The sequence below is a fragment of the Neptunomonas japonica JAMM 1380 genome (genome assembly GCF_016592555.1).
GTDB classification, from domain to species: domain Bacteria; phylum Pseudomonadota; class Gammaproteobacteria; order Pseudomonadales; family Balneatricaceae; genus Neptunomonas; species Neptunomonas japonica_A.
Genome location: NZ_AP014546.1, coordinates 153,641 through 176,178 on the forward strand (window position 1 = coordinate 153,641; position 22,538 = coordinate 176,178).

At 45.9% G+C, this 22,538-nt stretch carries 19 protein-coding genes; 9 read left to right on the plus strand and 10 right to left on the minus strand.

What is annotated here, in order from left to right; genetic code table 11:
* The first annotated feature begins 207 nt into the window (after nt 1–207).
* Nucleotides 208–1,320: an efflux RND transporter periplasmic adaptor subunit gene (locus NEJAP_RS00670; RefSeq protein WP_201348825.1), complete on the plus strand. Its 1,113-nt coding sequence runs from the start codon at nt 208–210 to the stop codon at nt 1,318–1,320.
* On the plus strand, nt 1,321–4,392 hold the full coding sequence (locus NEJAP_RS00675) for an efflux RND transporter permease subunit (protein ID WP_201348826.1): 3,072 nt from the start codon (nt 1,321–1,323) through the stop codon (nt 4,390–4,392).
* A gap of 146 nt (nt 4,393–4,538) precedes the next feature.
* Here the strand turns inward: NEJAP_RS00675 and NEJAP_RS00680 are convergent, their stop codons facing one another.
* Genes NEJAP_RS00680 through dctP form a run of 4 tightly spaced genes read right to left on the minus strand, consistent with a single transcriptional unit; the run spans nt 4,539 to nt 8,200 of the window.
* On the minus strand, nt 4,539–5,288 hold the full coding sequence (locus NEJAP_RS00680) for an alpha/beta fold hydrolase (RefSeq protein WP_201348827.1): 750 nt from the start codon (nt 5,286–5,288) through the stop codon (nt 4,539–4,541).
* Nucleotides 5,289–5,298: 10 nt separating this feature from the next.
* Nucleotides 5,299–6,600 carry a TRAP transporter large permease gene (locus NEJAP_RS00685; protein ID WP_201348828.1) on the minus strand — a complete coding sequence of 434 codons (1,302 nt, stop codon included), beginning with the start codon at nt 6,598–6,600 and terminating at the stop codon, nt 5,299–5,301.
* Nucleotides 6,600–7,112 carry a TRAP transporter small permease gene (locus NEJAP_RS00690; RefSeq protein WP_201348829.1) on the minus strand — a complete coding sequence of 171 codons (513 nt, stop codon included), beginning with the start codon at nt 7,110–7,112 and terminating at the stop codon, nt 6,600–6,602. The genes NEJAP_RS00685 and NEJAP_RS00690 overlap by 1 nt, the downstream gene beginning before the upstream one ends.
* Before the next feature lie 29 nt (nt 7,113–7,141).
* The gene (dctP, locus tag NEJAP_RS00695) at nt 7,142–8,200 is read right to left on the minus strand and encodes a TRAP transporter substrate-binding protein DctP (RefSeq protein ID WP_236591012.1); all 1,059 of its coding nucleotides are present in this window, start codon (nt 8,198–8,200) and stop codon (nt 7,142–7,144) included.
* A 341-nt stretch (nt 8,201–8,541) separates the two neighbouring features.
* Between dctP and NEJAP_RS00700 the strand changes: the two genes are divergently transcribed.
* Entirely contained in the window at nt 8,542–9,468 is a 927-nt protein-coding gene (locus NEJAP_RS00700) for a LysR family transcriptional regulator (protein ID WP_201348830.1), read from the plus strand.
* A gap of 72 nt (nt 9,469–9,540) precedes the next feature.
* On the opposite strand, the gene NEJAP_RS00705 is transcribed toward NEJAP_RS00700, so the two are convergent.
* The gene (locus NEJAP_RS00705; RefSeq protein ID WP_201348831.1) at nt 9,541–10,440 is read right to left on the minus strand and encodes a LysR substrate-binding domain-containing protein; all 900 of its coding nucleotides are present in this window, start codon (nt 10,438–10,440) and stop codon (nt 9,541–9,543) included.
* Between the two features lie 215 nt (nt 10,441–10,655).
* Between NEJAP_RS00705 and NEJAP_RS00710 the strand changes: the two genes are divergently transcribed.
* On the plus strand, nt 10,656–11,666 hold the full coding sequence (locus NEJAP_RS00710; RefSeq protein ID WP_201348832.1) for a D-cysteine desulfhydrase: 1,011 nt from the start codon (nt 10,656–10,658) through the stop codon (nt 11,664–11,666).
* A gap of 214 nt (nt 11,667–11,880) precedes the next feature.
* Here the strand turns inward: NEJAP_RS00710 and hemH are convergent, their stop codons facing one another.
* The 4 genes from hemH to NEJAP_RS00730 form a co-directional block, all read right to left on the minus strand.
* A complete protein-coding gene (gene hemH, locus NEJAP_RS00715) occupies nt 11,881–12,900 on the minus strand; it encodes a ferrochelatase (protein WP_201348833.1) in 1,020 nt (339 codons plus the stop codon).
* A gap of 66 nt (nt 12,901–12,966) precedes the next feature.
* Nucleotides 12,967–14,301 (minus strand): ABC1 kinase family protein, encoded by a 1,335-nt coding sequence (locus NEJAP_RS00720; RefSeq protein ID WP_201348834.1) that lies wholly within the window; start codon nt 14,299–14,301, stop codon nt 12,967–12,969.
* On the minus strand, nt 14,294–14,794 hold the full coding sequence (locus NEJAP_RS00725) for a glutathione peroxidase (protein WP_419197856.1): 501 nt from the start codon (nt 14,792–14,794) through the stop codon (nt 14,294–14,296). The genes NEJAP_RS00720 and NEJAP_RS00725 overlap by 8 nt, the downstream gene beginning before the upstream one ends.
* 285 nt (nt 14,795–15,079) lie before the next feature.
* Nucleotides 15,080–15,874, minus strand: coding sequence for an AraC family transcriptional regulator (locus NEJAP_RS00730; protein ID WP_201348836.1), 795 nt, complete (start codon nt 15,872–15,874; stop codon nt 15,080–15,082).
* Nucleotides 15,875–16,002: 128 nt separating this feature from the next.
* Here NEJAP_RS00730 and NEJAP_RS00735 point away from each other — a divergent pair, with 128 nt between their 5' ends.
* The 4 genes from NEJAP_RS00735 (at nt 16,003) to NEJAP_RS00750 (ending at nt 19,965) form a co-directional block, all read left to right on the plus strand.
* A complete protein-coding gene (locus tag NEJAP_RS00735) occupies nt 16,003–16,956 on the plus strand; it encodes an ornithine cyclodeaminase family protein (protein WP_201348837.1) in 954 nt (317 codons plus the stop codon).
* Nucleotides 16,957–17,055: 99 nt separating this feature from the next.
* Nucleotides 17,056–18,333 carry an NAD(P)/FAD-dependent oxidoreductase gene (locus NEJAP_RS00740; RefSeq protein WP_201348838.1) on the plus strand — a complete coding sequence of 426 codons (1,278 nt, stop codon included), beginning with the start codon at nt 17,056–17,058 and terminating at the stop codon, nt 18,331–18,333.
* A gap of 51 nt (nt 18,334–18,384) precedes the next feature.
* The gene (locus NEJAP_RS00745) at nt 18,385–18,570 is read left to right on the plus strand and encodes a hypothetical protein (RefSeq protein WP_201348839.1); all 186 of its coding nucleotides are present in this window, start codon (nt 18,385–18,387) and stop codon (nt 18,568–18,570) included.
* 249 nt (nt 18,571–18,819) lie between these two features.
* On the plus strand, nt 18,820–19,965 hold the full coding sequence (locus NEJAP_RS00750; RefSeq protein ID WP_201348840.1) for an alpha-hydroxy acid oxidase: 1,146 nt from the start codon (nt 18,820–18,822) through the stop codon (nt 19,963–19,965).
* A gap of 6 nt (nt 19,966–19,971) precedes the next feature.
* Here NEJAP_RS00750 and NEJAP_RS00755 read toward each other — a convergent pair whose 3' ends face one another.
* On the minus strand, nt 19,972–20,994 hold the full coding sequence (locus NEJAP_RS00755) for a LacI family DNA-binding transcriptional regulator (RefSeq protein ID WP_201348841.1): 1,023 nt from the start codon (nt 20,992–20,994) through the stop codon (nt 19,972–19,974).
* 378 nt (nt 20,995–21,372) lie between these two features.
* Here NEJAP_RS00755 and NEJAP_RS00760 point away from each other — a divergent pair, with 378 nt between their 5' ends.
* Complete coding sequence (locus NEJAP_RS00760; protein ID WP_201348842.1) at nt 21,373–22,518, plus strand: TRAP transporter substrate-binding protein; 1,146 nt, start codon at nt 21,373–21,375, stop codon at nt 22,516–22,518.
* Nucleotides 22,519–22,538: the final 20 nt, after the last annotated feature.

Sequence of the window (22,538 nt, forward strand, 5' to 3'; positions counted from 1 at the left end):
TTAACATCTTGACAATAAATAGTGAATATTATTTAAGCAGATTTGAGTATATTCTTCACTGGTTAATTACGTAGAGCGAAAATAGCCGTTAAACTGAATCTTAGTAGTGCTCGCTTTATTGGGAGGTGCCTACTCGAAGGCTTTCAATCTGACCTTTTCTCGGCACTCTATACTCGCTTCATCTATCCGAGCTAATAAGAGGTTTATATGCATATTTTGTCCCATGCTCCTTTGAATAAAAGGCTGATTTCAGTCGTTGTATTACTGTTAGTTGGTCTTGCCGGTTGTAGCGAGCAGACGGATGAACTGTCGGCCGTTAAAGTTGTTCGTCCTGCAAAAATTTTCCAAGTGATAGATCCTGCCAGTGAAACTTTTCGTAATTACCCAGCTGAAGTAGAAGCAAACGCTGATTCTAAGCTGGCATTTAGGGTGAGCGGTCAGCTTGTTGAGTTTCTGGTAAAGCCGGGGAGTGAAGTGAAAGAGGATCAGTTGCTGGCGCGGCTGGATCCTAAGGACTTTCAACTTAGCTTAGATGATCGTCGAGCTCGTTATGCGCTGGCTAAATCTCAGTTTAAACGTGCTCAAAAACTGCTGAAACGCAAATTATTAGCCCAGTCTGATTACGATAAGGCGAAAGCGGAATTGAATGTCGCTCTGTCTTCTCTAAACGTGGAGAAAGCAAACCTAGAGTACACATACTTGCGAGCACCTTTTACCGGCACTATTGCTAAAGTAATGGTAGAGCAACATGAGAATATTCAGGCCAAACAAACTGTTTTAATACTTCAAACTCGGGATCAGGTAGATGTATCAATTCAAATGCCCGAAAGTGTCGTCTCGCGTATTAAGAAAGAAACTAATTATCAACCAACGGTGATTTTTGATTCTCATCCGGGTAAAGAGTTCCTGGTTAGCGTGAAAGAGTGGGATACTCAGGCTGACCCTTCTACACTGACCTACAAAGTTGTCTTTTCTTTATCCTCGCCCGAGGCATTTACTGTGCTTCCGGGCATGTCTGCCAATATTCGAATTGACCTCGCTAAAGTGGCCGACGTCAGCAGCAATAACTTTATATTGCCTGTGAGCGCTGTATTTTCTGCAGAAGATGCTCCACTTGCTAGTCGCGTTCGTTACATCTGGAAGGTGAATCCAGAAACGATGAAAGTAAGTAGAGCAGAGGTAACCGTAGGAGAGATGCGAGATCAGGGTATTGAAATATTAAGCGGTATTGAACCAGGAGATCAGCTGGTTTCCGTTGGTGTGTATTTCCTGACTGAAGGTATGCAGGTTCGCCCCTGGAACAGGGAAGAGGGGTTGTAAATGAAATTGACTGAATATTCGATCAGAAACCCTGTTACTAGCTGGATGTTTGCTCTGATATTACTGCTAGGTGGCGTTGTTTCCTATAATGGTTTGGGGCGGCTAGAGGACCCAGAGTTTACCCTTAAAATGGCGATGGTAATGACGAGCTACCCTGGCGCTTCGCCGGCGCAGGTAGAAGAGGAAGTGACTTACCCTATTGAGAATGCTCTGCAACAACTACCTTATGTGGATTTTGTGACCTCTGTATCGTCTACTGGTTTGTCGCAAATCATTGTTGAAATGAAGGGGACTTACCGTAAAGATGACCTTAAACAGATCTGGGATGAGCTTAGGCGTAAGGTGAATGACCTTAGCCCACACTTACCTCCTGGCGTGATGACTCCTAATGTTATGGATGACTTTGGCGATGTCTATGGTGTTTTGTTGGCCATTAATGGTGAAGGCTACTCTTATGAGGAACTTAAGGATTATGCTGATTACTTGCGACGTGAATTAGTACTAATTCAAGGTGTCGGAAAAGTGACAATGGCGGGTGAGCAACAGGAACAAATCGTGGTTGAGGTTGCTCGAAGTAAGCTATCGTCTTTGGGTATTTCTCCAGATCGAATTTATCAGCTTTTGCAGACACAAAACCAAGTTTCTAATTCAGGTAGCATCAAGATAGGAAGCGAGTACATTCGTTTGCATCCAACGGGTGAGTTTCAAAGCGTTGAAGAGCTGGAAGGTTTACTAATTTCTAACCCTGGAGCTTCTGAGCTGATTTACCTTGGTGATGTTGCTAAGGTGAGTCGAACCTATGCTGAAGTACCGCAAAACATCACTAACTATAATAACCAGCAAGCTTTATTACTGGGAATCTCTTTTGCTAGTGGAGTTAATGTTGTAGATATTGGTGAGAGAATCGAAAAACGCATGGCCGAATTAGAGTATGTTCGTCCTATCGGTATGGAAGTATCTCATGTCTATAACCAGCCCGCTGAAGTAGATAATTCTATGCAAGGTTTTATGCTGAGCTTAGCGGAAGCTGTAGCAATTGTGATTGCAGTGCTATTGGTATTCATGGGCTTGAAAAGTGGCATCTTGATCGGTTTGATCCTGATGCTTACTGTCTTTGGTAGCTTTATATTTATGAAGCTCTTTGCTATTGATTTACAAAGAGTGTCATTGGGAGCACTCATCATTGCCTTAGGTATGTTGGTTGATAACGCTATTGTTATTACCGAAGGCATTTTGATAGGTATTAAGAAAGGCCAAACAAAGCTACAGGCCGCCTTAGATATTACACGCCAAACTAACCTACCATTGCTAGGAGCAACAGTGATAGCCATTACGGCTTTTGCTCCTATCGGCCTTTCTTCTGATTCTACGGGGGAGTTTGCCGGCAGCTTGTTTTGGGTGCTGTTGATATCCTTGCTGCTAAGTTGGGTTACGGCTATCACGCTAACACCCTTTTTTGCCGATTTAATGTTTAAAGAAAATGCAGGCAATAACATAAATGAAGAAGAGGATGAGTCGCTTTATAAAGGGGTGATATTTACTGTTTATAAGGCCCTATTGAGTTTTTGTATGCGCTTTCGCATATCCACTTTGTTGTTAATGGCGGTGCTCTTTGTTGCTGCCGTTGTGGGCTTTGGGCAAGTTAAGCAGTCGTTCTTCCCTCCTTCTAATACGCCGATGTTTTATCTAGACTATTGGCGTTTTCAGGGGTCAGACATTCGTGAAACGCAGAAAGATATCGAGGAAATTCAGACTTATCTTTTAACGCAGAAACCAGTAGAGCAAGTGACGACTACGGTCGGGCGTGGCGCTCCACGGTTTATGCTAACGTATGGTCAGGAAAAATCTTACGCAGCCTTTGGGCAGGTGATCATTAGAGTAGAGAATCGAGAGGCGCTGCGCCCTATGATGGCCAACCTTCGCGATTATATGGCAAATAACTACCCCCAAGCTGAGTTTAAAATTAAGCAGATGGAGATAGGTCCGTCGACGGACGCAAAGATTGAGGCTCGCTTTACAGGTCCCGACCCGGATCAGCTACGTAAGCTAGCAGGCCAAGCTATAGAGGTATTACAAGCTGACGCTGGTGCTCATAATATTCGCCATGACTGGCGGCAGCGAACCAAGGTCATTCGTCCGCAGTTTAACGAAGCGATGGGGCGTAGGGTCGGTATTAGTAAGCAGGATCTTGATCAGTTACTACTCTCTAGTTTCTCTGGCCAGCAAGTAGGGTTGTATCGTGAAGGTACCCAGTTGTTGCCAATCATTGCTAGGGCTCCGCAGTCGGAACGTCTAACCATTGATAGCTTACCCGAACTTCAAGTCTACAGTCAGGCTGCCAATGCATACGTGCCTATCGCCCAAGTAACCAATGGCTTTGAGACTGATTGGGAAGATTCATTGATTGTACGTCGTGATCGTAAACGCACACTTACCGTCATGGCCGACCACGATGTATTAGGTGATGAAACGGCCGCCACTCTGTTTAGCCGAGTTCGGCCGGGGATCGAGGCTATTGCTTTACCGCCGGGCTATAAAATGGAATGGGGGGGGGAGTATGAATCTGCTGGTGATGCACAGGCAGCACTATTTGGCGGCTTGCCATTAGGTTATCTAGGGATGTTTGTCATTACAGTACTTCTATTTAACTCGCTTCGAGCTCCATTGGTGATTTGGGCTACCGTTCCGTTGGCTATCATTGGTGTATCTGTTGGTTTGTTAGTTATGGGAGCGCCATTCAGCTTTATGGCGTTGTTAGGCTTACTAAGCTTGTCGGGAATGTTGCTAAAAAATGGGATAGTGCTGGTTGATCAAATCAATCTTGAACTTTCACAAGGTAAGGACCCTTACCTCGCCGTTTTCCACTCGGCGGTTAGTCGAGTAAGACCCGTAGCCATGGCGGCAATCACAACAATTCTTGGTATGATTCCACTGCTATTTGATGTCTTTTTTGAATCTATGGCGGTTACCATTATGTTTGGTTTAGGCTTTGCTACGGTACTGACATTGATTGTTGTACCTGTGTTATTTACATTGCTTTACCGAATTCCCTATCAACCGCAAGTTAAATAGAAACTGTTGTTTATTCTAATAAGGCCCCGCGAGCTTATAAAAGGCCCATTAGGGCCTTTTATAAGCATGAGTTATCATCCTCTATAGTGATAATTTTGTTGATGTAAGCTGTCAGCATTTAGTTAATGCTTTGCCTACTTGAGGTGTCATTCATGAGTTAGGAAGTCGTACAGCAGTTGGTTAAATAGCTGTGGGTTTTCCAAATGCGCATTGTGTGAACACAGTGGCATTACCGCCAGACTCGAGTTTTGTATCTCCTGCCACAGAGCGTAAGGCTGCTGCCATATATAGCTGCGGTCTATATCTCCCCATATCACCAAGGTGTGGGATTGGATCTGATCTAGTCGCCCAACGGCACTCCAGCCCGCCATCGCATTCAATCCATTAATATAGGTTTGCAGTGACACATCTTTGGCCAGTTCCATTCCGGGTTCAAAGTTCGCGTCTTGATCCCCTTGCTTAAACCAGCTAGCGACCGTGTAGTGCTTGGCTTCTTTAGTGCCATCCTTTTCCACTTTTTCCATGCTGACTTTTAGCGGCTCGAAACGACCAGGCAGCTCACCCATAGGCCCGGTTCCATACAGTACCAACCTATTAACTCTTTCTGGCGCCTGAAGGGCTATTTCTTGAGCAATCATACCGCCCATCGAATGCCCAACTAGGTGGAAGTTTTTTACGCCCAACTTATCCAGCTGTTCGAGTATCGTGCGGGCAAAACCAGCGACGGTATCAAGCCCGGTTTGTTGTGTTTCTCCGCCATAACCGGGCAGGTCCATGGCGATCACTTCAAAGCGTGTACTTAAGCTTTCAATCTGTTTATCCCAGTAAGAAAGCCCGCTTAAGAACCCGTGAACTAAGACCAACACGGGTCCCTTCCCGACTCTAATGCATCCCATAATCACTCTCCTAATCCATGATGCTCGGTAACCACAGTGCTATATCGGGAATCATGACCATTAAGCCCAATAAAACGATCAGTGCACCAATGAAAGGTAGACAGCCAATAATGACGTCGATGATGGTGATTTCCTTTCGGGCCAGGGCTTGTATGACATACAAGTTGAGCCCTACGGGGGGGGTGAGCACCGCCAACTCCATGGTGATGGTATAGATCACGCCAAACCAGATTAAATCGAAACCGGATGCGGCCACGAGTGGGTACATCGTTGGCAGAGTAATGAAGGTCATGGAGACCGGTTCAAGGAACATGCCAAGGATGACGTAAAACACGATGATGATCGCCAACACTAGGTAGGGAGACAGCTCCATCGCACTGAATATTTCAGTGAACTGTTGTGGCACGCGGTAGTAAGTCATCACAAAACCGAACAACACACCGGCCGATAGCAGTAGACCGAGATAGCCCATGGTTTGCATGGTGGCGCGTATCGCCCCAAGAAAACCATCCCAACGTAAGCCTCCAACTGTAAAGGCCATAATCATGGTGGCGACACAGGAGATGCCCGCCGCTTCAGTGGGTGTTGCTATACCGGTATAGATTGATACTGTGATAATCAGACCGATAAAGATAACCGGCAACACGGCGCACAGTGCCAATCCCCAAGGGATCGGATTGGTGTTATCACGTTCAGGTACATCGCTAGGGCGTAACCAGCCCCAGATAGCGACGATAATGATAAAGAACGAGACTAAAATAATGCCCGGAATAACACCGGCAATAAATAGATCACCAATGGATTGGTCCGTCACGATACCGTAAAACAGCAGAATCAGGCTGGGTGGAATCAATACGCTGAGCGTACCACCGGCCGCTAACACACCGCTGGATAAGCGCTTGCCATAACCCAGTTTCAACATTTCAGGAAGAGCAACGCCTCCAATGGTGAGTGATCCCACCATGCTAGAACCGCAGACCGCACCAAAACCGGCACAAGCACCGATACTCCCGTAGGCAGCCGAGCCTCTCACAGGAACTTTACTGTGCATAAACCAGTAGAGGTTGGGGCCAATCGACGACCGCCCAATGAGCTCTCCTAAGAGTACAAAGAGGGGGACCGCCAGCAGTATGTAATCAACCCATACTCCCCAGAGTTTTAACTCTGCTGTTATCAGTGATGTCGAGAGCGACTGAATACTGAGAAGAAACGGCACCGAAGCCGCTGCTAGCGCGAATGGGATTGGCAGACCAATCGAGATAAATAGAATGAGCAGACCCAGTAAACCTAGACCAACAGTGTACCATTCCATTAGGGAGCCTCCTGTACAGCATCTACCCGGCGCGATGGATGTTCGTAGTTAAGTAAACGAACAATCGCTAGCAGGGTAAAAATTAACAATGAAATAGCAACGGGAACCCAGAAATAGAACCGCGGCCAGAGTAAAATCTCTGAAGCGGCCCCCGAATGAAAGGCGCGATAAGCAGCCTCACACGCGGAGACACTGAAAAACATGCCAGTAAGCGTCATGATTAGCAGGTTGATTCTATCGATGATTCCTTGCACCTTGATAGGCAGTAAATCCCGCAGCAATGTGACCTTTGGATAGGCGTCGTTGCTAAGTGCATACGCCAGCCCAAAGAATGCAACAGGCACTAGCATCAATGCTGTTGCCTCAGTCACCATGCCGTCAGGGCTATCCAGTACATAGCGCATGAATACGCCATAACTGATCCAAACCGCCTGAATGAGGACGATTACACCACCGCAATACAGCAGCACCAGTGCTAATCGTTCTAGTAGTCGAGCCAATGCCTGTCGCATATTGACACCCTCTTATTGCAAAAAATTACTTAGTTAGCGTGCTTAGCAAATAAAGCCCTAACCTTGTTAGCAAGAGGTTTGCCGCAGGCCGCATCCACTTCACTATCCCATGAAGATTGTGCCTTTTCGATCATTGAGTGACGGGCTTCTTGAGAGACCGTGACAGCGGCACCGCCGCCTTTCATAACCGCGTTACCGACACGTTGATCGACCCAGTCTTCATAGCGAGGCTTTAACCAAGTCTCTGCTTCTGTTGCTGCTTCCAATAGTGCGGTTTGGTTGCTTTCGCTGAGTGACTCGAACTTGTTTTTATTCATCATGTACATGATGTTGCCGTAGAAAAGGTTGGCATTGACCATGTAGGGCATCACGCTCCACAGCTTCCATGAGCTGTAGGTTGCCACTCCCATATTGATGCCATCGACCACGCCACGTTCCGCTGACTGGAAGACTTCTTTGGGTGCAACAAACACAGGCTTACCACCCCAGGATTCAATCATGCTACTGACCAATGGGCCGATCGATCGAACCAGTTTTCCGTCCAAGTTATTCAGATCTTTAATCGGCTCTTCGAACCACCACTCTTGGTCGTAGGAGTAGTTAGAATTGATCAGCGGCACCAAGCCGACTTTGGCTGACTCGCTACGCATTAGCTCAGCATACTCAGCATCCAGTTCGACTTGGTTTTCAAGGCTTACGGCGGCAGGGTATAAGGATGTCACGCGATAACACGCAAGACGTTTATCGGCTGGAATCCAGCTAACATCAGACACACCGCCCTGTACGGCATCAACACCTTCACTCCAACCATGTAACGTAGACGATGGAAAAATCTGTATGTCTAAATCGCCATTAGATTTTTGGCTGGCCAACTCAGCAAACTTTTTAAAACCGTCATAACGAATATCTGACTCGTTAACGTAGGTGGATACACGAATCGTTTCTTTTGCCTGAACAGCGCTTGCTGTCATGCCCAGTACAACGGCACTGGCTAAAACTGTTCGTAAGAATGTAGTTTTCATCATTTGAATCACCATTATTTTTATTGTCGTCATAGTCATATGAGTTGGGTTTATGTTCTTACTCATGCTTTTAGTATTTCCATTTTTTTACATTATTGGCTAATGCTTATTCAGACTGACCCCATGCTAAAAATGACAAGCCCGCATGTTTACACGTCTTGCAACGCAGTTATTCAGCAGAAGATGTATGTGATGTTGTATGACGAAAGAGGCTTTGGAAGCAGAAAAATGGCTCTTGAAGCTATTCTGCTTGCACTATTTGACTCTGCTAGTGCATGCTGAAAAGAAGTTTGTTCTAGAATGTTTGTGTCACTGCTATTTTTTAGCATGTTGTCAGCGGACATCTTTAGGGTCGACTAATACAGTGATAATAATAACTAAAAGATCTTATTTGGAAGGAAGGGTTGGTGGATATAAAGCTACTCGAAGACTTTGTATGCCTTGCGAATTTACAAAATTTCACCGCTGCTGCTTTAGAGCGACATGTCACTCAGTCTGCTTTGAGCCGGCGTATCAAGGCGCTGGAAGAGTGGCTGGGTACAACACTTGTTAATCGTGATAGTACCTCGTTTGACCTTACTCCGCAGGGCGTGGCATTTGTTGCGGAGGCTGAAGTCATTTTGAGGCGTTTATATAATGCTCGTGAAGCTGTACGAGCATTGGGTTCAAGCGGTGAAAGTGAGATTAGGGTGGCGGCACAAAGCTCAATCGCCCAAACGCTGTTTCTTGATTGGACCAAACGATTTGAGAAGCGCTTAGACTCTGTGTATGTTCGCTTGATTTCGGAAAAAATCACTGATTGCATTGAGCTGCTTAATCAGGGCCATGTTGATTACATGCTCTGCTATGCAAATGAGAACGTAAGCTTGCCCATTGATGAAAATAAATTTTCGTATATGACGATAGGCAAGGATACATTGATTCCGGTGACCACACCGCTCCCGGGCAATAACACACAAGCGGCCGCCTTTACTTTGCCGGGCAGCCCTGAAAACCCGACTCCTTTTGTTGCTTACACCCATGACTCGTTGTTTGGTAAAACAGTCGATAAGCTGATACAGGACAAGGGGCGTAGATGTTATCTATCTCGACGTTATGAAAATGCATTTTCTCATGTGTTGAAGTCGATGGTTGTCGAACGGTTAGGTTTTGCATGGCTCCCTAAGTCCTCTATTCTTTCAGAGCTTAGAGATGGAAAGCTCTGCAGTGCTGGTGATAGCAGTTGGGATATTGAGTACGATATTCGCCTCTATTACCACCACTCTGTTAGCTCTGCCCGCGAACAGGTTATTATGGAAACCTCGCTTGAGATGGCGGCAGAGCTTATTAAGTAACAGTGATAGCACTGATAACTGCTCGTAACTGCTCGCCATTTTAAGACATCCCGGTAGCTGGAGAATGATAAATTAGTTCTTCAAATCTTTCAGATAATCCCAGATGAGCTCGACCTCTTTTAACCTTGGATCTTTTTTGCGATACAGCATTATTTTCAGCTCTGGTGCAGGAAGCTGTTCGTTAATTCGCACCAATAGGCCTCGTTTCAACTCCTGTTTAATGGCACTGGCAGGCAACCACGCCATACCGTTACCAGCCAGCGTTAGTGCTTTTAGTCCATCAACTAAGGCGTTCTCACATTGAATCTGAAATTTAATTTTGTTTTTCTTACGTGAAAAATAATCGCGTTGTAACAATCTCCCGAAAAAAGATTCATCGGGATAGTTCAAAAGCTTTAGAGGCTCATGCAAATGGGGGGTATGCAGGGGTGTTCCGTTTTCGTCAATGGCAGATACCGGAATCAACTCATCAGTTCCGACCTGTAGGCTCACTACATCGTCTCTCTCTAGTTGGGGGAATATCTCAGGAGAGTGGTAACTCAACAAAAAGTCACCTTGGTCGGATAACAGCGTATCAAGACAATCATGGAGGTTATAGGCATTGATCCGTACACAGGTATCATTAATCAATGGTTGTAACGATTTAACCCAATAGGGTATGAAAGAAACGGTCAGGGAGTGTTGGGCTACGAAAACAACCCGTTTTGTACTGGTGAGTCGCTCTCGCATCTGTGCACGAGTATTGTAGAACTGCTCCACCCATTGCTGGGCTTGTTCGACAAACTCTATCCCCATAGGAGTGAGAGCGGTAGGGTATTGCTGTCGGTCGACAAGCTCAACTCCCAACCAGTTTTCTAAGGCTCTGATACGGCGTCCGAAAGCAGGTTGTGTTACAAAGCGGGCGTCAGCACCTTTCGAAAAGCTGCTGTATTCTGCCAAAGCAAGATAGTCTTCCAGCCATTTTAGCTCCATTTCTTACCCCTGTTTTATCATTGATCATGCTTATATTTGGCCCTAGATGTGCCCGATAAGCTGCATTATATCTAGAGTATGCCAAAAAGTACCAAGCTGTACAGAAAACAGCATTGGTCAGTTGTTGTTGAGAAATCCTATGATAAATCACAGTTCAATAGCGTCACTTGAACAAAGCCTATGAGCTGCACAAGTATAATAACAGGAGCATTACGATGCATTTATCTCGCTTTCCCCGCTTACAATTTGCACATTTGGCAACACCACTTGAGCCCATGGAAAATCTTAGCAAGCTTCTTGGTGGGCCTAATCTTTGGATTAAACGGGATGACTGCACCGGCTTAGCTGGCGGCGGTAACAAGACCCGCAAGCTAGAGTTCCTGATGGGCGATGCCATTGCTCAGGGTGCTGATACCATTATTACTCAAGGTGCAACACAGTCTAACCATGCTCGCCAGACGGCGGCAATCGCGACCAAAATGGGTATGGAGTGTCATGTACTATTAGAAGACCGTACGGGCAGTAAAGATGTTGACTATAACTACAATGGTAACGTGCTACTGGACCAGCTGTTTGGTGCCTCTTTAAGCAAGTACCCCGCTGATACTGACATGAATCAAGCGATGGAAGAGGTTGCCGAAAAGCTACGTGCACAAGGTAAAACGCCTTATATTATTCCCGGTGGTGGATCTAACCCTATCGGTGCTTTGGGTTATGTGAATGCGGCTTTAGAGCTGCTCACACAGGCAAATGATATGGGGCTTAAGATCGATAGAGTCGTTCATGCTACCGGTAGTGCAGGCACACAGGCAGGCTTGGTCACAGGTTTAGTGGCTTCTAATAGCTTGATCCCTGTTTTAGGTATTGGTGTGCGTGCTCCCCGTGATCTGCAAGAGGGTAACGTCTTTCGTCTCGCAGAAAAAACCGCTGAACATCTGGGTATTCCTGGTGTGGTTAAGCGTGAAGATGTTGTGGCTAACTGTGACTACGTGGGTGAAGGCTACGGAATACCAACAGAAAGCGGTATCGAAGCGATCGAACTTTTTGCCCGCCAAGAATCCATCATGCTAGACCCTGTTTACTCTGCCAAAGGTGCAGCAGGCTTTATCGACCTGATCCGTAAAGGTCACTTTGATAAAGATGACAATATCGTCTTCTTGCATACCGGGGGTGCTCAGGCTCTATTTGGCTATCGCCAAGCCTTAGACTTTGAAGATTACTGCTAGTTACATCTAGCAACTACTGAGGTTGCTAGTGTTATATCACCTTCAGTCATGGGCAAGAGCAGGACGATGACAGTGCAGTCTGCCATTACTGAAGGAGTTTTTTGGTGTCCTCCAGCCATATTTTAGCGGCTGACCAACGGCTAAGGTCGTTGGGAGTCGCTTTTTTTGACTCTCTTGTTTTATCATAGCCTCAATAAATCTATTGCTGAGCTCGCTATGTCATATTCTGCTTAATTAGTTGGTGCATCATATCGATATGAGCGTGGCTGTCATTTAGGCAGGGGATGTAATCATAAGACTCGCCTCCGGCATTCATAAAGTAGTCCCTATTCTCAACCTCTATCTCTTCAATTGTTTCTAGGCAATCTGAGGAAAAACCAGGGCAGATAATCGCGACGCGTTTCACGCCTTGCTCAGCTAACGTTTTTAACGTGACATCTGTATAGGGTTGCAGCCATGTAGCCTTACCGAGACGAGATTGGAAACTGCTAATGACACGTTCTTTGTCTAGCCCGAGTGCCTCAATGACTAAGCGAGTAGTTTGTATACAAAAACAATAATAAGGATCACCTTGTTCTAGGTAGCGTTGTGGCGTGCCATGGTATGAAAATACTAACCGTTCGGGCATGCCGGACTGCGAGATATAGTGTGTTATCGACTGGCTAATAGCGGCTACATATTCAGACGTTTGATGATAACCGTTAATAAAGCGAATAGAAGGGACCCAGCGATAGCTTTGTAGTTCTTTGGCAATGGCGTCAAAAGTAGAGCCTGTTGTCGCTGCACAGTATTGTGGATACAGAGGTAGGACTGTTATATCACGGACATTTTGTTCAGTAAGTGACTTGAGCGCACTTTTAATAGAGGGGTTCCCATAGCGCATACCTACCACTACCGGTAATTGTCCTTCGCCATAATGGGTATCTAGCTGTTGCTGCAGTGCCGCTCCTTGGCGCTTAGTGATCGCTAATAAGGGAGAGCCTTCGTCTGTCCAAACGGATGCATATAATTTAGCTGAGCTTTTGGAGCGAAAGGGTAAGATAAATAGGTGCAAAATCATTAGCCATAGCAAGCGAGGGATCTCCACCACTCGATGATCGCTTAAAAACTCTTTAAGGTAGCGCCGCAGTGCACTTGGTTTAGGGGCATCGGGTGTGCCGAGATTAACCAGTAATATCCCTTTTTTAGGCTTAGGGCCTTTATGCTCATACTCTGTCTGGCCTTGAAAGCTCATGTGATTCTCTTCGCGAAGTTGGATAGTGATGATAAATAGTGAATAACTCCATGTTATCCACATGTGTTAGCTTTTCAGATACCGCGCAAACAAAGCTTGCACGTTGACAGAGGCATTTAATCTTGTCGCCATCAAATATAAACCGGCCATTTTACGATGTAAAAACAGCACATCCGGCGGCGGTGTATGCCAGGCATCTGGGTCGCTACTAACGCTTAAGCCGCGTGCTTGAATCCGTTTGGCCAGATCCGATTGCCCAAATGCATAGTCGCCGTTATAACGCAGTGGTTCTGCTGCCATCATAAAGATATCTAGTACCACTTCCCGGTTAGCTGCTTTCATACCGTTCTGGAAAAAACCTAAGTGCTGTAATGCGGCATCTAACGCTTCTTTATCTTCAGTAACGGCTGCACTCATCGCATCTTGGTACTTAGTGACGAAGTCTGGATTAAAGGCTCTCACGGCTCCAAAATCTAATAACACCAGTTTATGAGTGTCGGCCTGATAGAGGTAGTTCGCCAGATTTGGATCGGTCTGTACGCATTTAAAGTCAAATAATTCTGAAAAGAATAGGCTAAATATCAACGACATAATATCCGTTCGCTTTTCAGCGGACATTGAGCGCAGGGTATCCAGTGAATCACCTGCCACATAGCCCATCGTTAATATTTCAGGGGTAGACAGGTCTGCATGGTAAGCCGGTATCACTAAATCTGTTTTGCGCTCAAAGGCTTGTAAATGCAGTCGATAAGCATCTAGATGAGCGCCTTCCATCAGGTAATCTGCTTCTTGTTTTAATTGTTGGCGCGCTTCATCGAGTAACGGTTGTAGATCCAGTGACTTAGGAATAAGCCCCGTCATACGTAATAAGCTGTAAACGTTATCAATATCGCTGTCGATACTTTGGCGGACACCTGGGTACTGTACCTTGATGGCCAAATGACGGCCTTGCGTGCAGGTGGCTTCATGAACTTGGCCTATAGAGGCGGCAGCCAATGGTTCAAATGAGAAACGACTAAAGCGCTCATTCCAATCTTCACCCCAATGCCTTTCCAGTACCATTACCAGTTGCGACATAGGCATAGTTACCGCATCTGAGCGTAACCGTTCCAGTATGGATGATAGTTCATCAGGTAGTAAATTCCCTGAATCCATAGAGAGTAGTTGCCCCATTTTCATGGCTGCACCGCGCATGCTTGATAGCTTGTCGGCTACCTGATGAAGGTTGTTCGGTGTTAGTAACAGATCAGATATAATGGGCTTTTTGCCTTGCGCCAAATGCTTGCTGCCTTCTAACACGACATTACCGGCAATGCGCCCAGCTAATGACCCCATACGTGCCAGACGTGACATTCTTGATTGAGGTACCGGCGCACTCTTTCGGTTTTTGGGGTTATTCATAAGTGGCTACATTGGGTAAATGTTGCTCTATCATATTAATCACAACCTTATCATTCGGTTTGGTATGGCTCTTAAAGCTGGCAAGTATTTTTCCATCGGAACTAATCAAATATTTATGAAAGTTCCAACCCGGGTATTCACCAGATATTTTTGCTAGCCGTTTAAAAAAAGGAGACAGGTTTTCACCTCCCTTTTTCACGTGTACTTTTTCGAACATGGGAAAATTGACACCATAGGTTAGCTGGCAAAAATCTTTTATCTGCTTTTCTGTTCCAGGTTCTTGCCCAGCAAAATCATTTGAAGGAAAACCCAGCACAACGAACCCCTGCTCCTTGTAACGCGTATAGAGTGATTCCAGGCCATCATACTGAGGTGTAAAAGCGCATTTGCTCGCGGTATTTACGACCATAATTAATTTGTTGCCATAGGTCTCACACAAATTTAACTGTTGCTCATTACCGAGTAATGAAAAGCTATAGTTAAGTACTTGCATTGATTCATCTGCGCAACTGGTTCTTTTGGGGTTGGCTTCACTGTTAGCGGTGCTGTGGGGAGATAGGATTAACATGGCTAGTAAGAGCACTGCAGCTAAAGGCAGAGAATATTTCATGTAACCTCCGATCATATTGTTGAATCTTGGAGCAGTTATACGCACGTTATTGCAAATTAGATCGAAAAACTGTGTTTTTCATACCTAATTTAAGAAGAGAGGCTTATTTCTGTATTCAAGAGGTGTCTAGATCTTGAGATTTAGGGGCAGCAGAGTTACTGCCTTTGCTTAGAGACCTAGTAAACGTCGGGCATGGCTAGGTGTCTTATGATAATATTTTTTGTAAGAGCGGGAGAAACTAGAGGCGTCTGCAAAACCTAGTTCGGCTGCTAATATTGCTAACGTTATCTTGCTGTTAGTCAGTAGGAAATTTGCTCGCTGCATTCGCCGGCTCATAAGATATTGCTGTGGTGTCATACCAAGCTGACTCTGACAGAGGCAGTAAAAGTGACTCTCGCTTACGTAAAGTGCATTGGCTAATTCCGAATTGCTCGGAGGGTTGGAAAGCCGTTGGTCAATAAAGTCGTTGAGTCGGGCGATATCGAGCCGGTTGTGAGTTAAGGATAGAGTTAAGTTAGGAGCGGACATCTGACATAGCTGAGTCATGAACAGGGAGACGAGCTGACAGTTTAATTGAGGGTTTAGTTGATCCTTTGTGCTGAGTAATTGTTTTGCGGCAAAGTCTAGCAAGGGCAGTATCTCAGAGTTTAATGAGACAAACTCAGGTTGCTGAAACAAGGTGTCTTTGAATGAAGTATTACAGGCTTGTTCTAGTGCTTGAATATATGGATCAGACAAAGCCAAGTCGATAACTAATAATTCACAGTCATCATTTAAACCGCTGAACAGGTGAGCCGTATGCTCTGGAATTATTGCCACAGTGCCGTTCGAGAGTTGGCCTGATTCTTTATGAAACTCGCATTCCATTTGGCCACGCCAACCAAATAGTATCTGAGAATATTCATGACAGTGCTCACCGCTTTGACGCGCAATCAAGTTACGACGTGCTTTGCTAGTTACCACTGCAGCAGCCCGAAAAAAATTTTAGGGGCAATTCAAGAGTTTGAGTCAAAAGCATCATAGTTTGAGTCAATTATATCAATTTGCTAATCGTTATCATTGCTTAAAGACTAACAATAAGAGATTCCTTCATGCAACTTAACGCGACTCAAATTCAAAATGCACTTCCCTGGGATGCGCTGATTCTCGCATTGAATGATATCTTCGTTCGTGAGGTTTGCTCGCCGGTTCGCCATCATCATACGATTAATGTCCCTCAGGAGCCGGATGCAACGTTACTGTTGATGCCAGCATGGCTAGAAGGGGAGTTCCTTGGTGTTAAGCAGGTTAATGTATTTCCTGGTAATAATGCTCGTAATATCCCGGGTCTAAGTAGTTATTATATGCTGAGTTGCGGAAAGACCGGGCGGCCTTTGGCACAATTGGATGGTAATGAGCTTACCGCTCGTCGCACTGCCGCGGCTTCAGCACTGGCTTCGAGTTTCCTCTCACATGAAGATGCGAGCGAGATGCTGATGGTTGGGAGCGGCCGAATGGCCCGCCGATTGATTCCTGCGCATATGAGTGTGCGTTCCGTTAAAACTGTTCGGGTGTGGGATCGCAATGAGGAGGCCGCGCAAGCGCTGGTTGCAGAACTTCAGGCGGCAGATATAAATGCCGAAGTCTGTGCTAAAGATCGGCTGGAAGAAGTGGCTAGAAAATCCGATATTATTAGTTGCGCCACGATGGCAACTACACCTTTAGTTTTGGGGGACTGGCTAAAGCCGGGAGCGCATCTTGACTTGGTGGGAAGTTTTACCCCCTCAATGCGAGAGACTGATAATACTGCTATGCAGCGCAGTGCTGTATTTGTGGATACTCGAGCCGGAGCGTTAAGTGAAACCGGCGATCTAATTATCCCTATCCGGGAAGGCGTGATGACTGAAAGCAGCATTATTGCTGAGTTTTCAGAACTGTGTAGCGGTCAGCATCTCGGTCGAGCAGGTTTAGATGATGCCAGTAACGCTGTGACTATTTTTAAATCCGTTGGTGATTCAAGGGAAGATCTCGCCGCAGCCATTCTTGCTTACCAGCGATTAGTTTAGGTTTATTGTGACCTAACTTTGGGTCTTACTTCCGGTAAGGCTCTTTTTTACTCTTAATAATAAAATAATTGAGACGCATGACGTCTGATGGCATTTTTTATGAAACAAGGTGGCTTTAGCACGATAGCAGATGACTCATCTAAAGCTGTTGCGGTTGTAGGAGCTGGAGTTGTTGGTCTTTGTGCGGCGCTTGAGGCGCAGCGAAAAGGCTATCAAGTAACACTGATTGATAGAGATGAAGCAGGGCTGGGCGCCTCTTTTGGTAATGCCGGATATTTGGCTACGGAATTGATTGACCCATTGTCCACACCCAAAACACTCTTTTCAAGCTTTGCTATGTGGCTTAACCCTTACGGGCCCTTGTCTTTACCGCTAGGTTATTTGCACCGTATATTACCTTGGTTATTTCGTTTTATTTGTGCTGCTGCTCCCAAGACGACTAAAAAAGGGCGCTTGGCACTTAAGCAGCTAAACGTGGCATCGGTCCCGGCTTGGCGACGCTGCTTGGAAGATATCGGCGCACAAGAGCAGTTGGTTCAATCGGGGTATCTGCTGGTCTGGGAATCAGCAGGTAAGCTTGAAGAGGCCAAAAAACATGCCGCCTATATGCAAGACAATGGCATTAAAACTGAATTAGTGCAGGGTGAGCGCTTAGCATATCTGGAACCAGAATTGGCTGAAAACCTCAGTCATGCTCTGTATTTTCCTGAAGCCTGTCGTGTTAAAGAGCCTTACGAGCTCTGTAAAATTCTTTTATCTGCCTTTCAGGCACGCGGTGGAACATTCTTACAGCAAAGTGTTACTTTCTTACAGTCCGAAGGCAAAGGCGTATTGGTGCAAACTGAGAAGAGCTCATTAAAGTTCGATAACACTATTATTTGTGCCGGTGCATGGAGTAAACAGCTGCTAAGGGAGGTGGGTCTAGACGTACCGCTGGAAGCAGAGAGGGGATATCATCTCTCCATCGATGCAGAACATATTAAGCTCAATCATCCAATAGGGTCTGCAGAACGTCGTTTTGTTATGACTCCGCTAGATTCCGGCCTACGTGTGGTTGGCATTACTGAATTAGGGGGCTTAAAGTTAAAGCCTTTTAAGCAGCGTTTTGATTCGCTCCAACATCATAGTGGTCAGTTATTATCGCAGCTAAATAATCCAACTTTAGAGGTCAGTAAGTGGATGGGACACAGGCCCACGCTGCCTGACTCGCTTCCTGTGATTGATAGGCATCCCAAACACTCTCAGTTACTATTTGCTTTTGGAAATCAACATTTGGGGCTGACACAAGCGGCAATTAGTGCCGAGCTGGTAGTCGGGTTAATGTCAGGGGATTTGCCTACCATTAACTATGAGCCATTTCGCGTGGACCGGTTCTAGACAAATGCAGAGAATCGCAGTGAAATCATGGAGTAATCATAAGGAAGACTAATGGCAATTGTTTTGCATAACTACAACATTGTACGTGTGATTGATGACGGTAAAATTGTTAATTGTACCGTGATTAAAATGTGCCTTGACTATGCATTAATCAAATACAAAGGGTCTAAATATAAAGTCCCCTATGGTTTGATTGATAAGGTTATTGGCCATGAGCTTTTACTGCACGCAGAGTAGAAGGTTCTTCGCTATGATCGTTATTACCTTCCATGGCATGTGAGTATTTCTATCACTGATGAGAAGTTCTTAACCTGATATCAATATATACCTGTTGTTTAAAATAGACATTCAATTAAAAATGTAAGCGCTTGCAAAAAAGTATTAACTTATGTTCTCCTGTTTGTTGTGGGCTCAGTTGTATGTTCGGTCTTTGAGCAAAATAACGGTTCTGCATAACGATCAAACTATACTCTTAGGGAGCATATGATGTCAGAATCTTTGTTACATCGAGCGGCCTGCATAGAAGATATGAAAATCTTGACACGTAGGCGTATTCCTCGATTTGCTTTTGAGTATCTGGCAGGGGGCTGTAATGCAGAAAACACGCTGAGACAAAACCGTCAGGCTTTGGATCAGGTGTACCTGCACCCCAGCTACTTATCAACATCTGCAGGGGCTGACCTGAGCACAGAGGTTTTTGGTCAGCAGTATGCGGCGCCTTTTGGTGTGGCACCTCTGGGTTTGAGTGGGCTGATTTGGCCGAAGGCATCGGAGTTCCAAGCAAGTGCTGCGCGTACAGCAAATATCCCTTATGTCCTCAGTACTTTAGCTAGTACTTCGATAGAGCGAGCTGCTGAGTGTGCGGGAGATAATTTCTGGTTTCAGTTGTATCCACCTTCAGACTTAGAGATTCGAGCTGATTTGATGCGTCGTGCTGAAGCCGCTGGGTGTCGTCATCTGGTGGTCACCATTGACGTGCCAGCCGCAGGGAGGCGCCCACGTGATATTCGCAATGGTCTAGCTGTGCCACCTAAAATCAGTGTGGACAGTATCGCTCAGACGATACTGCGGCCTTCTTGGGCGATGGCAACGGCCTTGCAGGGAATGCCGCAATTCGCATCGATGATGCCTTATATGAAAAACATGACGAACCTGCGTGATATCGCCCATTATATTCGTACAACCCTTAAGGATGTCGTGGATTTTCCGATGTTGCAGCAGATCCGCCATGCTTGGTCGGGAAAGTTAATAGTTAAAGGCATTTTGAGCGTTTCCGATGCTAAACTAGCACTGGCAGCAGGTGCTGATGGCCTAATAGTATCTAATCATGGTGGCAGACAACTGGATGCCGCGTATCCTTCTATTTCAGCACTGAAAGAGATTGTTGCTGCGGTTGGTGACCGTACCGTGGTGATGGTTGATAGTGGAGTAGAGTCCGGCCCTGATATTGCACGATTCCTGGCTCAAGGGGCGCAGATGGTGTTTGCCGGTCGGGCCTTTATGTATGGCGTGGGTGCTTTTGGTGAGCCAGGAGCTGCGCATACTATTGAATTGTTGCGTAATGAGCTGCTCCAGGTAATGGAGCAGCTGCGATGTCCAACACCATATCAGTTGCCTCACTACCTGCTCTGAACTCTGTTATGTTGAGTGGACTGTGTTGGTGGTTTCTCGCACCTTTAAGTCTGCCGGTAATTGAACCCGAGTAATGTCACGGTTGCCAGTTTGGATGCAGTTTAATAAGTAGGTTGCGGCAAGTGTACCCATACGGCGCGCCGGTACATCAATGGTCGTCAGGCTAGGGGATAATGCTGCGATTATCTCAAGGTTATCAAAACCTGTGACAGCAAGTGCTTTAGGCACAGGTATTTCCAGTTGTCGCAAAGCGGACAGGGCGCCCAGTGCGAGTATATCGTTACCACAGATAACCGCGCTGAAGTGGTGACCAGCGGTGATGAGCTCGGTGAGTGCAAGGCTTGACTGCTCCGCACTATAGCGGCATTCGCGAACTAGTTCAGGCTTAAGTTCTAGGCCTTTTTCTTGGAGGTATTGCCTAACACCTTCGATGCGCTCCCTGGCTCGATCATTGTCGATCTGGATACCAGATATGACGGCAATATCTCTGTGCCCCATATTAACAAGGTGCTCAGCAATCTTGCGCCCAGCGGCTGCATTATCAAAGCCGATACAACTATGTAAAGACTGGTTGTTGTAAGTCCACAGATTGACCACCGGAACTTGGTGGCGATCGAGCATTTCGTATACTTCGGGGTGGTGTTCTTCACCGATCAGTACCATGCCGTCAATACCCCGGGTGATAAGGCTCCGCACTTCATGGAGTTCTTCATCAAGGGAATAATTGCTGCTGGCTAAAAGTAACGTAAAGTTAGCCTCTGATAAGCCCCGTTGCAGGTAGTGTATACCGTTAGCAAAGATGCCATTATCGATGGTAGGTATGACTGCACCTATCGTATGAGAGCGGCGCGAGGCGAGTGCTCGGGCTGCTCCATGAGGAGCATACCCGAGGCGATTTATAGCCTCATTGACCTTATCGCGTAATGTTTCTTTGACTTGCGCGGGTTGGTTTATACAGCGAGACACTGTTGCCGTCGAAACTCCGGCAGCCGTTGCAACGTCTTGTAATGTTGGTTTTGAACTACGCATATTTCTCCCTTTTTACAATCTGCATGATAGCAAAATTTCACACAAGTCCAGATAGTTATTTGCAATCAGGGTTGACAGTACAATCATTTAAAGTTTAATTTGTAAGCGCTTACAAATATTGTCTTCAGGGTATTCCAATGTTTACAGAAAGACTAATAAAACATGCTTATCGAATTGCTATTGTGCTGTTTTTGGTTTTTTTCACGAATGTAGTGGTGGGAAAAATATCGATGTGGCTGTTCGATCTTCAGCTACCTCTGGGGTTCAGTGGAGTGGTTGAGTTCTTGGTTCTGTGTGTTGCATGTATCTTTTTTGTGGTCGGAATACTTCGAAGTGAAAGCCTGAACCAAAAATAACTAGATCAATCAGGAGCAACCCATGAGCAAAGCAAATCAACCTGTCTGTCCGGAGCGTCGTCGCTTTATGGCGCTGACCAGTAAATTTGGTTTTACCGCAGTCACACTTGCTGCTGCATCAGGACTTATGATGTCAGACCAAGCCGTTGCAGCGATATCCAAAGAGGAAAAAGAACGCGAGGCGAAAGCAAAATATAAGATGGTGATTGCCACCGCTTATGTTCTGGGTTCATCGCGTAGCTATCCGATTATGCAGCTGGATTTTAAAGAAAATATCCAGAACTTAACGAACCGTGAGGTTTATGTGAAGCTAGCACCAGGTGGCCAATTAGGCGCAGGTGGCGCACTGGCTCAAAAAGTACAGCAGGGCACTATTCAGGCTGCTCAGCACTCGCTTTCAAATTTTGCTGCATTTGCACCGGTAGTTGATCTGATCAACATCCCTTACTGGTGTGGTGAAAACCAAAAATTCACTAACCTTGTGAGTTCTGATGCATGGCGTCGTGAGGTAAACCCGAAAGTAGAAGAAAGAGGTTTCCTACCGTTATGGTATGTCAACATAGATCCTCGTGTTGTTGCATTACGGCATGGAATTGATGGGCCTATCAAGACACCTGATCAAATGTCCGGAATTAAGTTTCGAGTACCGGGTTCGAAGATCTTGCAGCAGTTCTATCGCTTGTTAGGTGCTAACCCAACACCCGTGGCCTGGGGTGAAACACCTTCTGCTATTAAGCAAGGTGTTGCCGATGCGCTGGATCCTTCCGTTGAAGCGCTGAATGTTTTTGGCTTTCGTGATGTTATCTCCCATGTTTCCTTTATTCGTTCGGTTCCCGATGCCCAAGTCTATTCCTGCAACCTAGCCTGGTTTAAATCGTTACCTGCCAAAATTCAAGATGGCATTATGTTTGCCGCTGAAGTGACGGCGCAGCAGAACTTGGCGAAAGTGCCTGCAGCACGAGGGTTTGCAATGGCTGAATTAGCAACTGCCGGAGTTAAGTTCTACTCACCAACAACGGGTGAATTGCAACAATGGAAAGATGCTGCCGGACACCAGTTACCTGTGTGGGACGACACTAAAATTGAACTGGCTGGATCTCTGGATATATTTGATAGCTTACATGATGCAGCTAATACCCAAGGACGTCATTTCGTACATGATATTTAAGTTGATCTGCTAGAGCGAAG

Coding starts and splice junctions, on each gene's coding strand:
- NEJAP_RS00670 (WP_201348825.1), top strand. CDS start 208: ATGCATATTTTGTCCCATGCTCCTTTGAATAAAAGGCTGATTTCAGTC.
- NEJAP_RS00675 (WP_201348826.1), top strand. CDS start 1,321: ATGAAATTGACTGAATATTCGATCAGAAACCCTGTTACTAGCTGGATG.
- NEJAP_RS00680 (WP_201348827.1), bottom strand. CDS start 5,288: ATGGGATGCATTAGAGTCGGGAAGGGACCCGTGTTGGTCTTAGTTCAC.
- NEJAP_RS00685 (WP_201348828.1), bottom strand. CDS start 6,600: ATGGAATGGTACACTGTTGGTCTAGGTTTACTGGGTCTGCTCATTCTA.
- NEJAP_RS00690 (WP_201348829.1), bottom strand. CDS start 7,112: ATGCGACAGGCATTGGCTCGACTACTAGAACGATTAGCACTGGTGCTG.
- dctP (WP_236591012.1), bottom strand. CDS start 8,200: ATGAGTAAGAACATAAACCCAACTCATATGACTATGACGACAATAAAA.
- NEJAP_RS00705 (WP_201348831.1), bottom strand. CDS start 10,440: ATGGAGCTAAAATGGCTGGAAGACTATCTTGCTTTGGCAGAATACAGC.
- NEJAP_RS00710 (WP_201348832.1), top strand. CDS start 10,656: ATGCATTTATCTCGCTTTCCCCGCTTACAATTTGCACATTTGGCAACA.
- hemH (WP_201348833.1), bottom strand. CDS start 12,900: ATGAGCTTTCAAGGCCAGACAGAGTATGAGCATAAAGGCCCTAAGCCT.
- NEJAP_RS00720 (WP_201348834.1), bottom strand. CDS start 14,301: ATGAATAACCCCAAAAACCGAAAGAGTGCGCCGGTACCTCAATCAAGA.
- NEJAP_RS00725 (WP_419197856.1), bottom strand. CDS start 14,794: ATGCAAGTACTTAACTATAGCTTTTCATTACTCGGTAATGAGCAACAG.
- NEJAP_RS00735 (WP_201348837.1), top strand. CDS start 16,003: ATGCAACTTAACGCGACTCAAATTCAAAATGCACTTCCCTGGGATGCG.
- NEJAP_RS00740 (WP_201348838.1), top strand. CDS start 17,056: ATGAAACAAGGTGGCTTTAGCACGATAGCAGATGACTCATCTAAAGCT.
- NEJAP_RS00745 (WP_201348839.1), top strand. CDS start 18,385: ATGGCAATTGTTTTGCATAACTACAACATTGTACGTGTGATTGATGAC.
- NEJAP_RS00750 (WP_201348840.1), top strand. CDS start 18,820: ATGTCAGAATCTTTGTTACATCGAGCGGCCTGCATAGAAGATATGAAA.
- NEJAP_RS00755 (WP_201348841.1), bottom strand. CDS start 20,994: ATGCGTAGTTCAAAACCAACATTACAAGACGTTGCAACGGCTGCCGGA.
- NEJAP_RS00760 (WP_201348842.1), top strand. CDS start 21,373: ATGAGCAAAGCAAATCAACCTGTCTGTCCGGAGCGTCGTCGCTTTATG.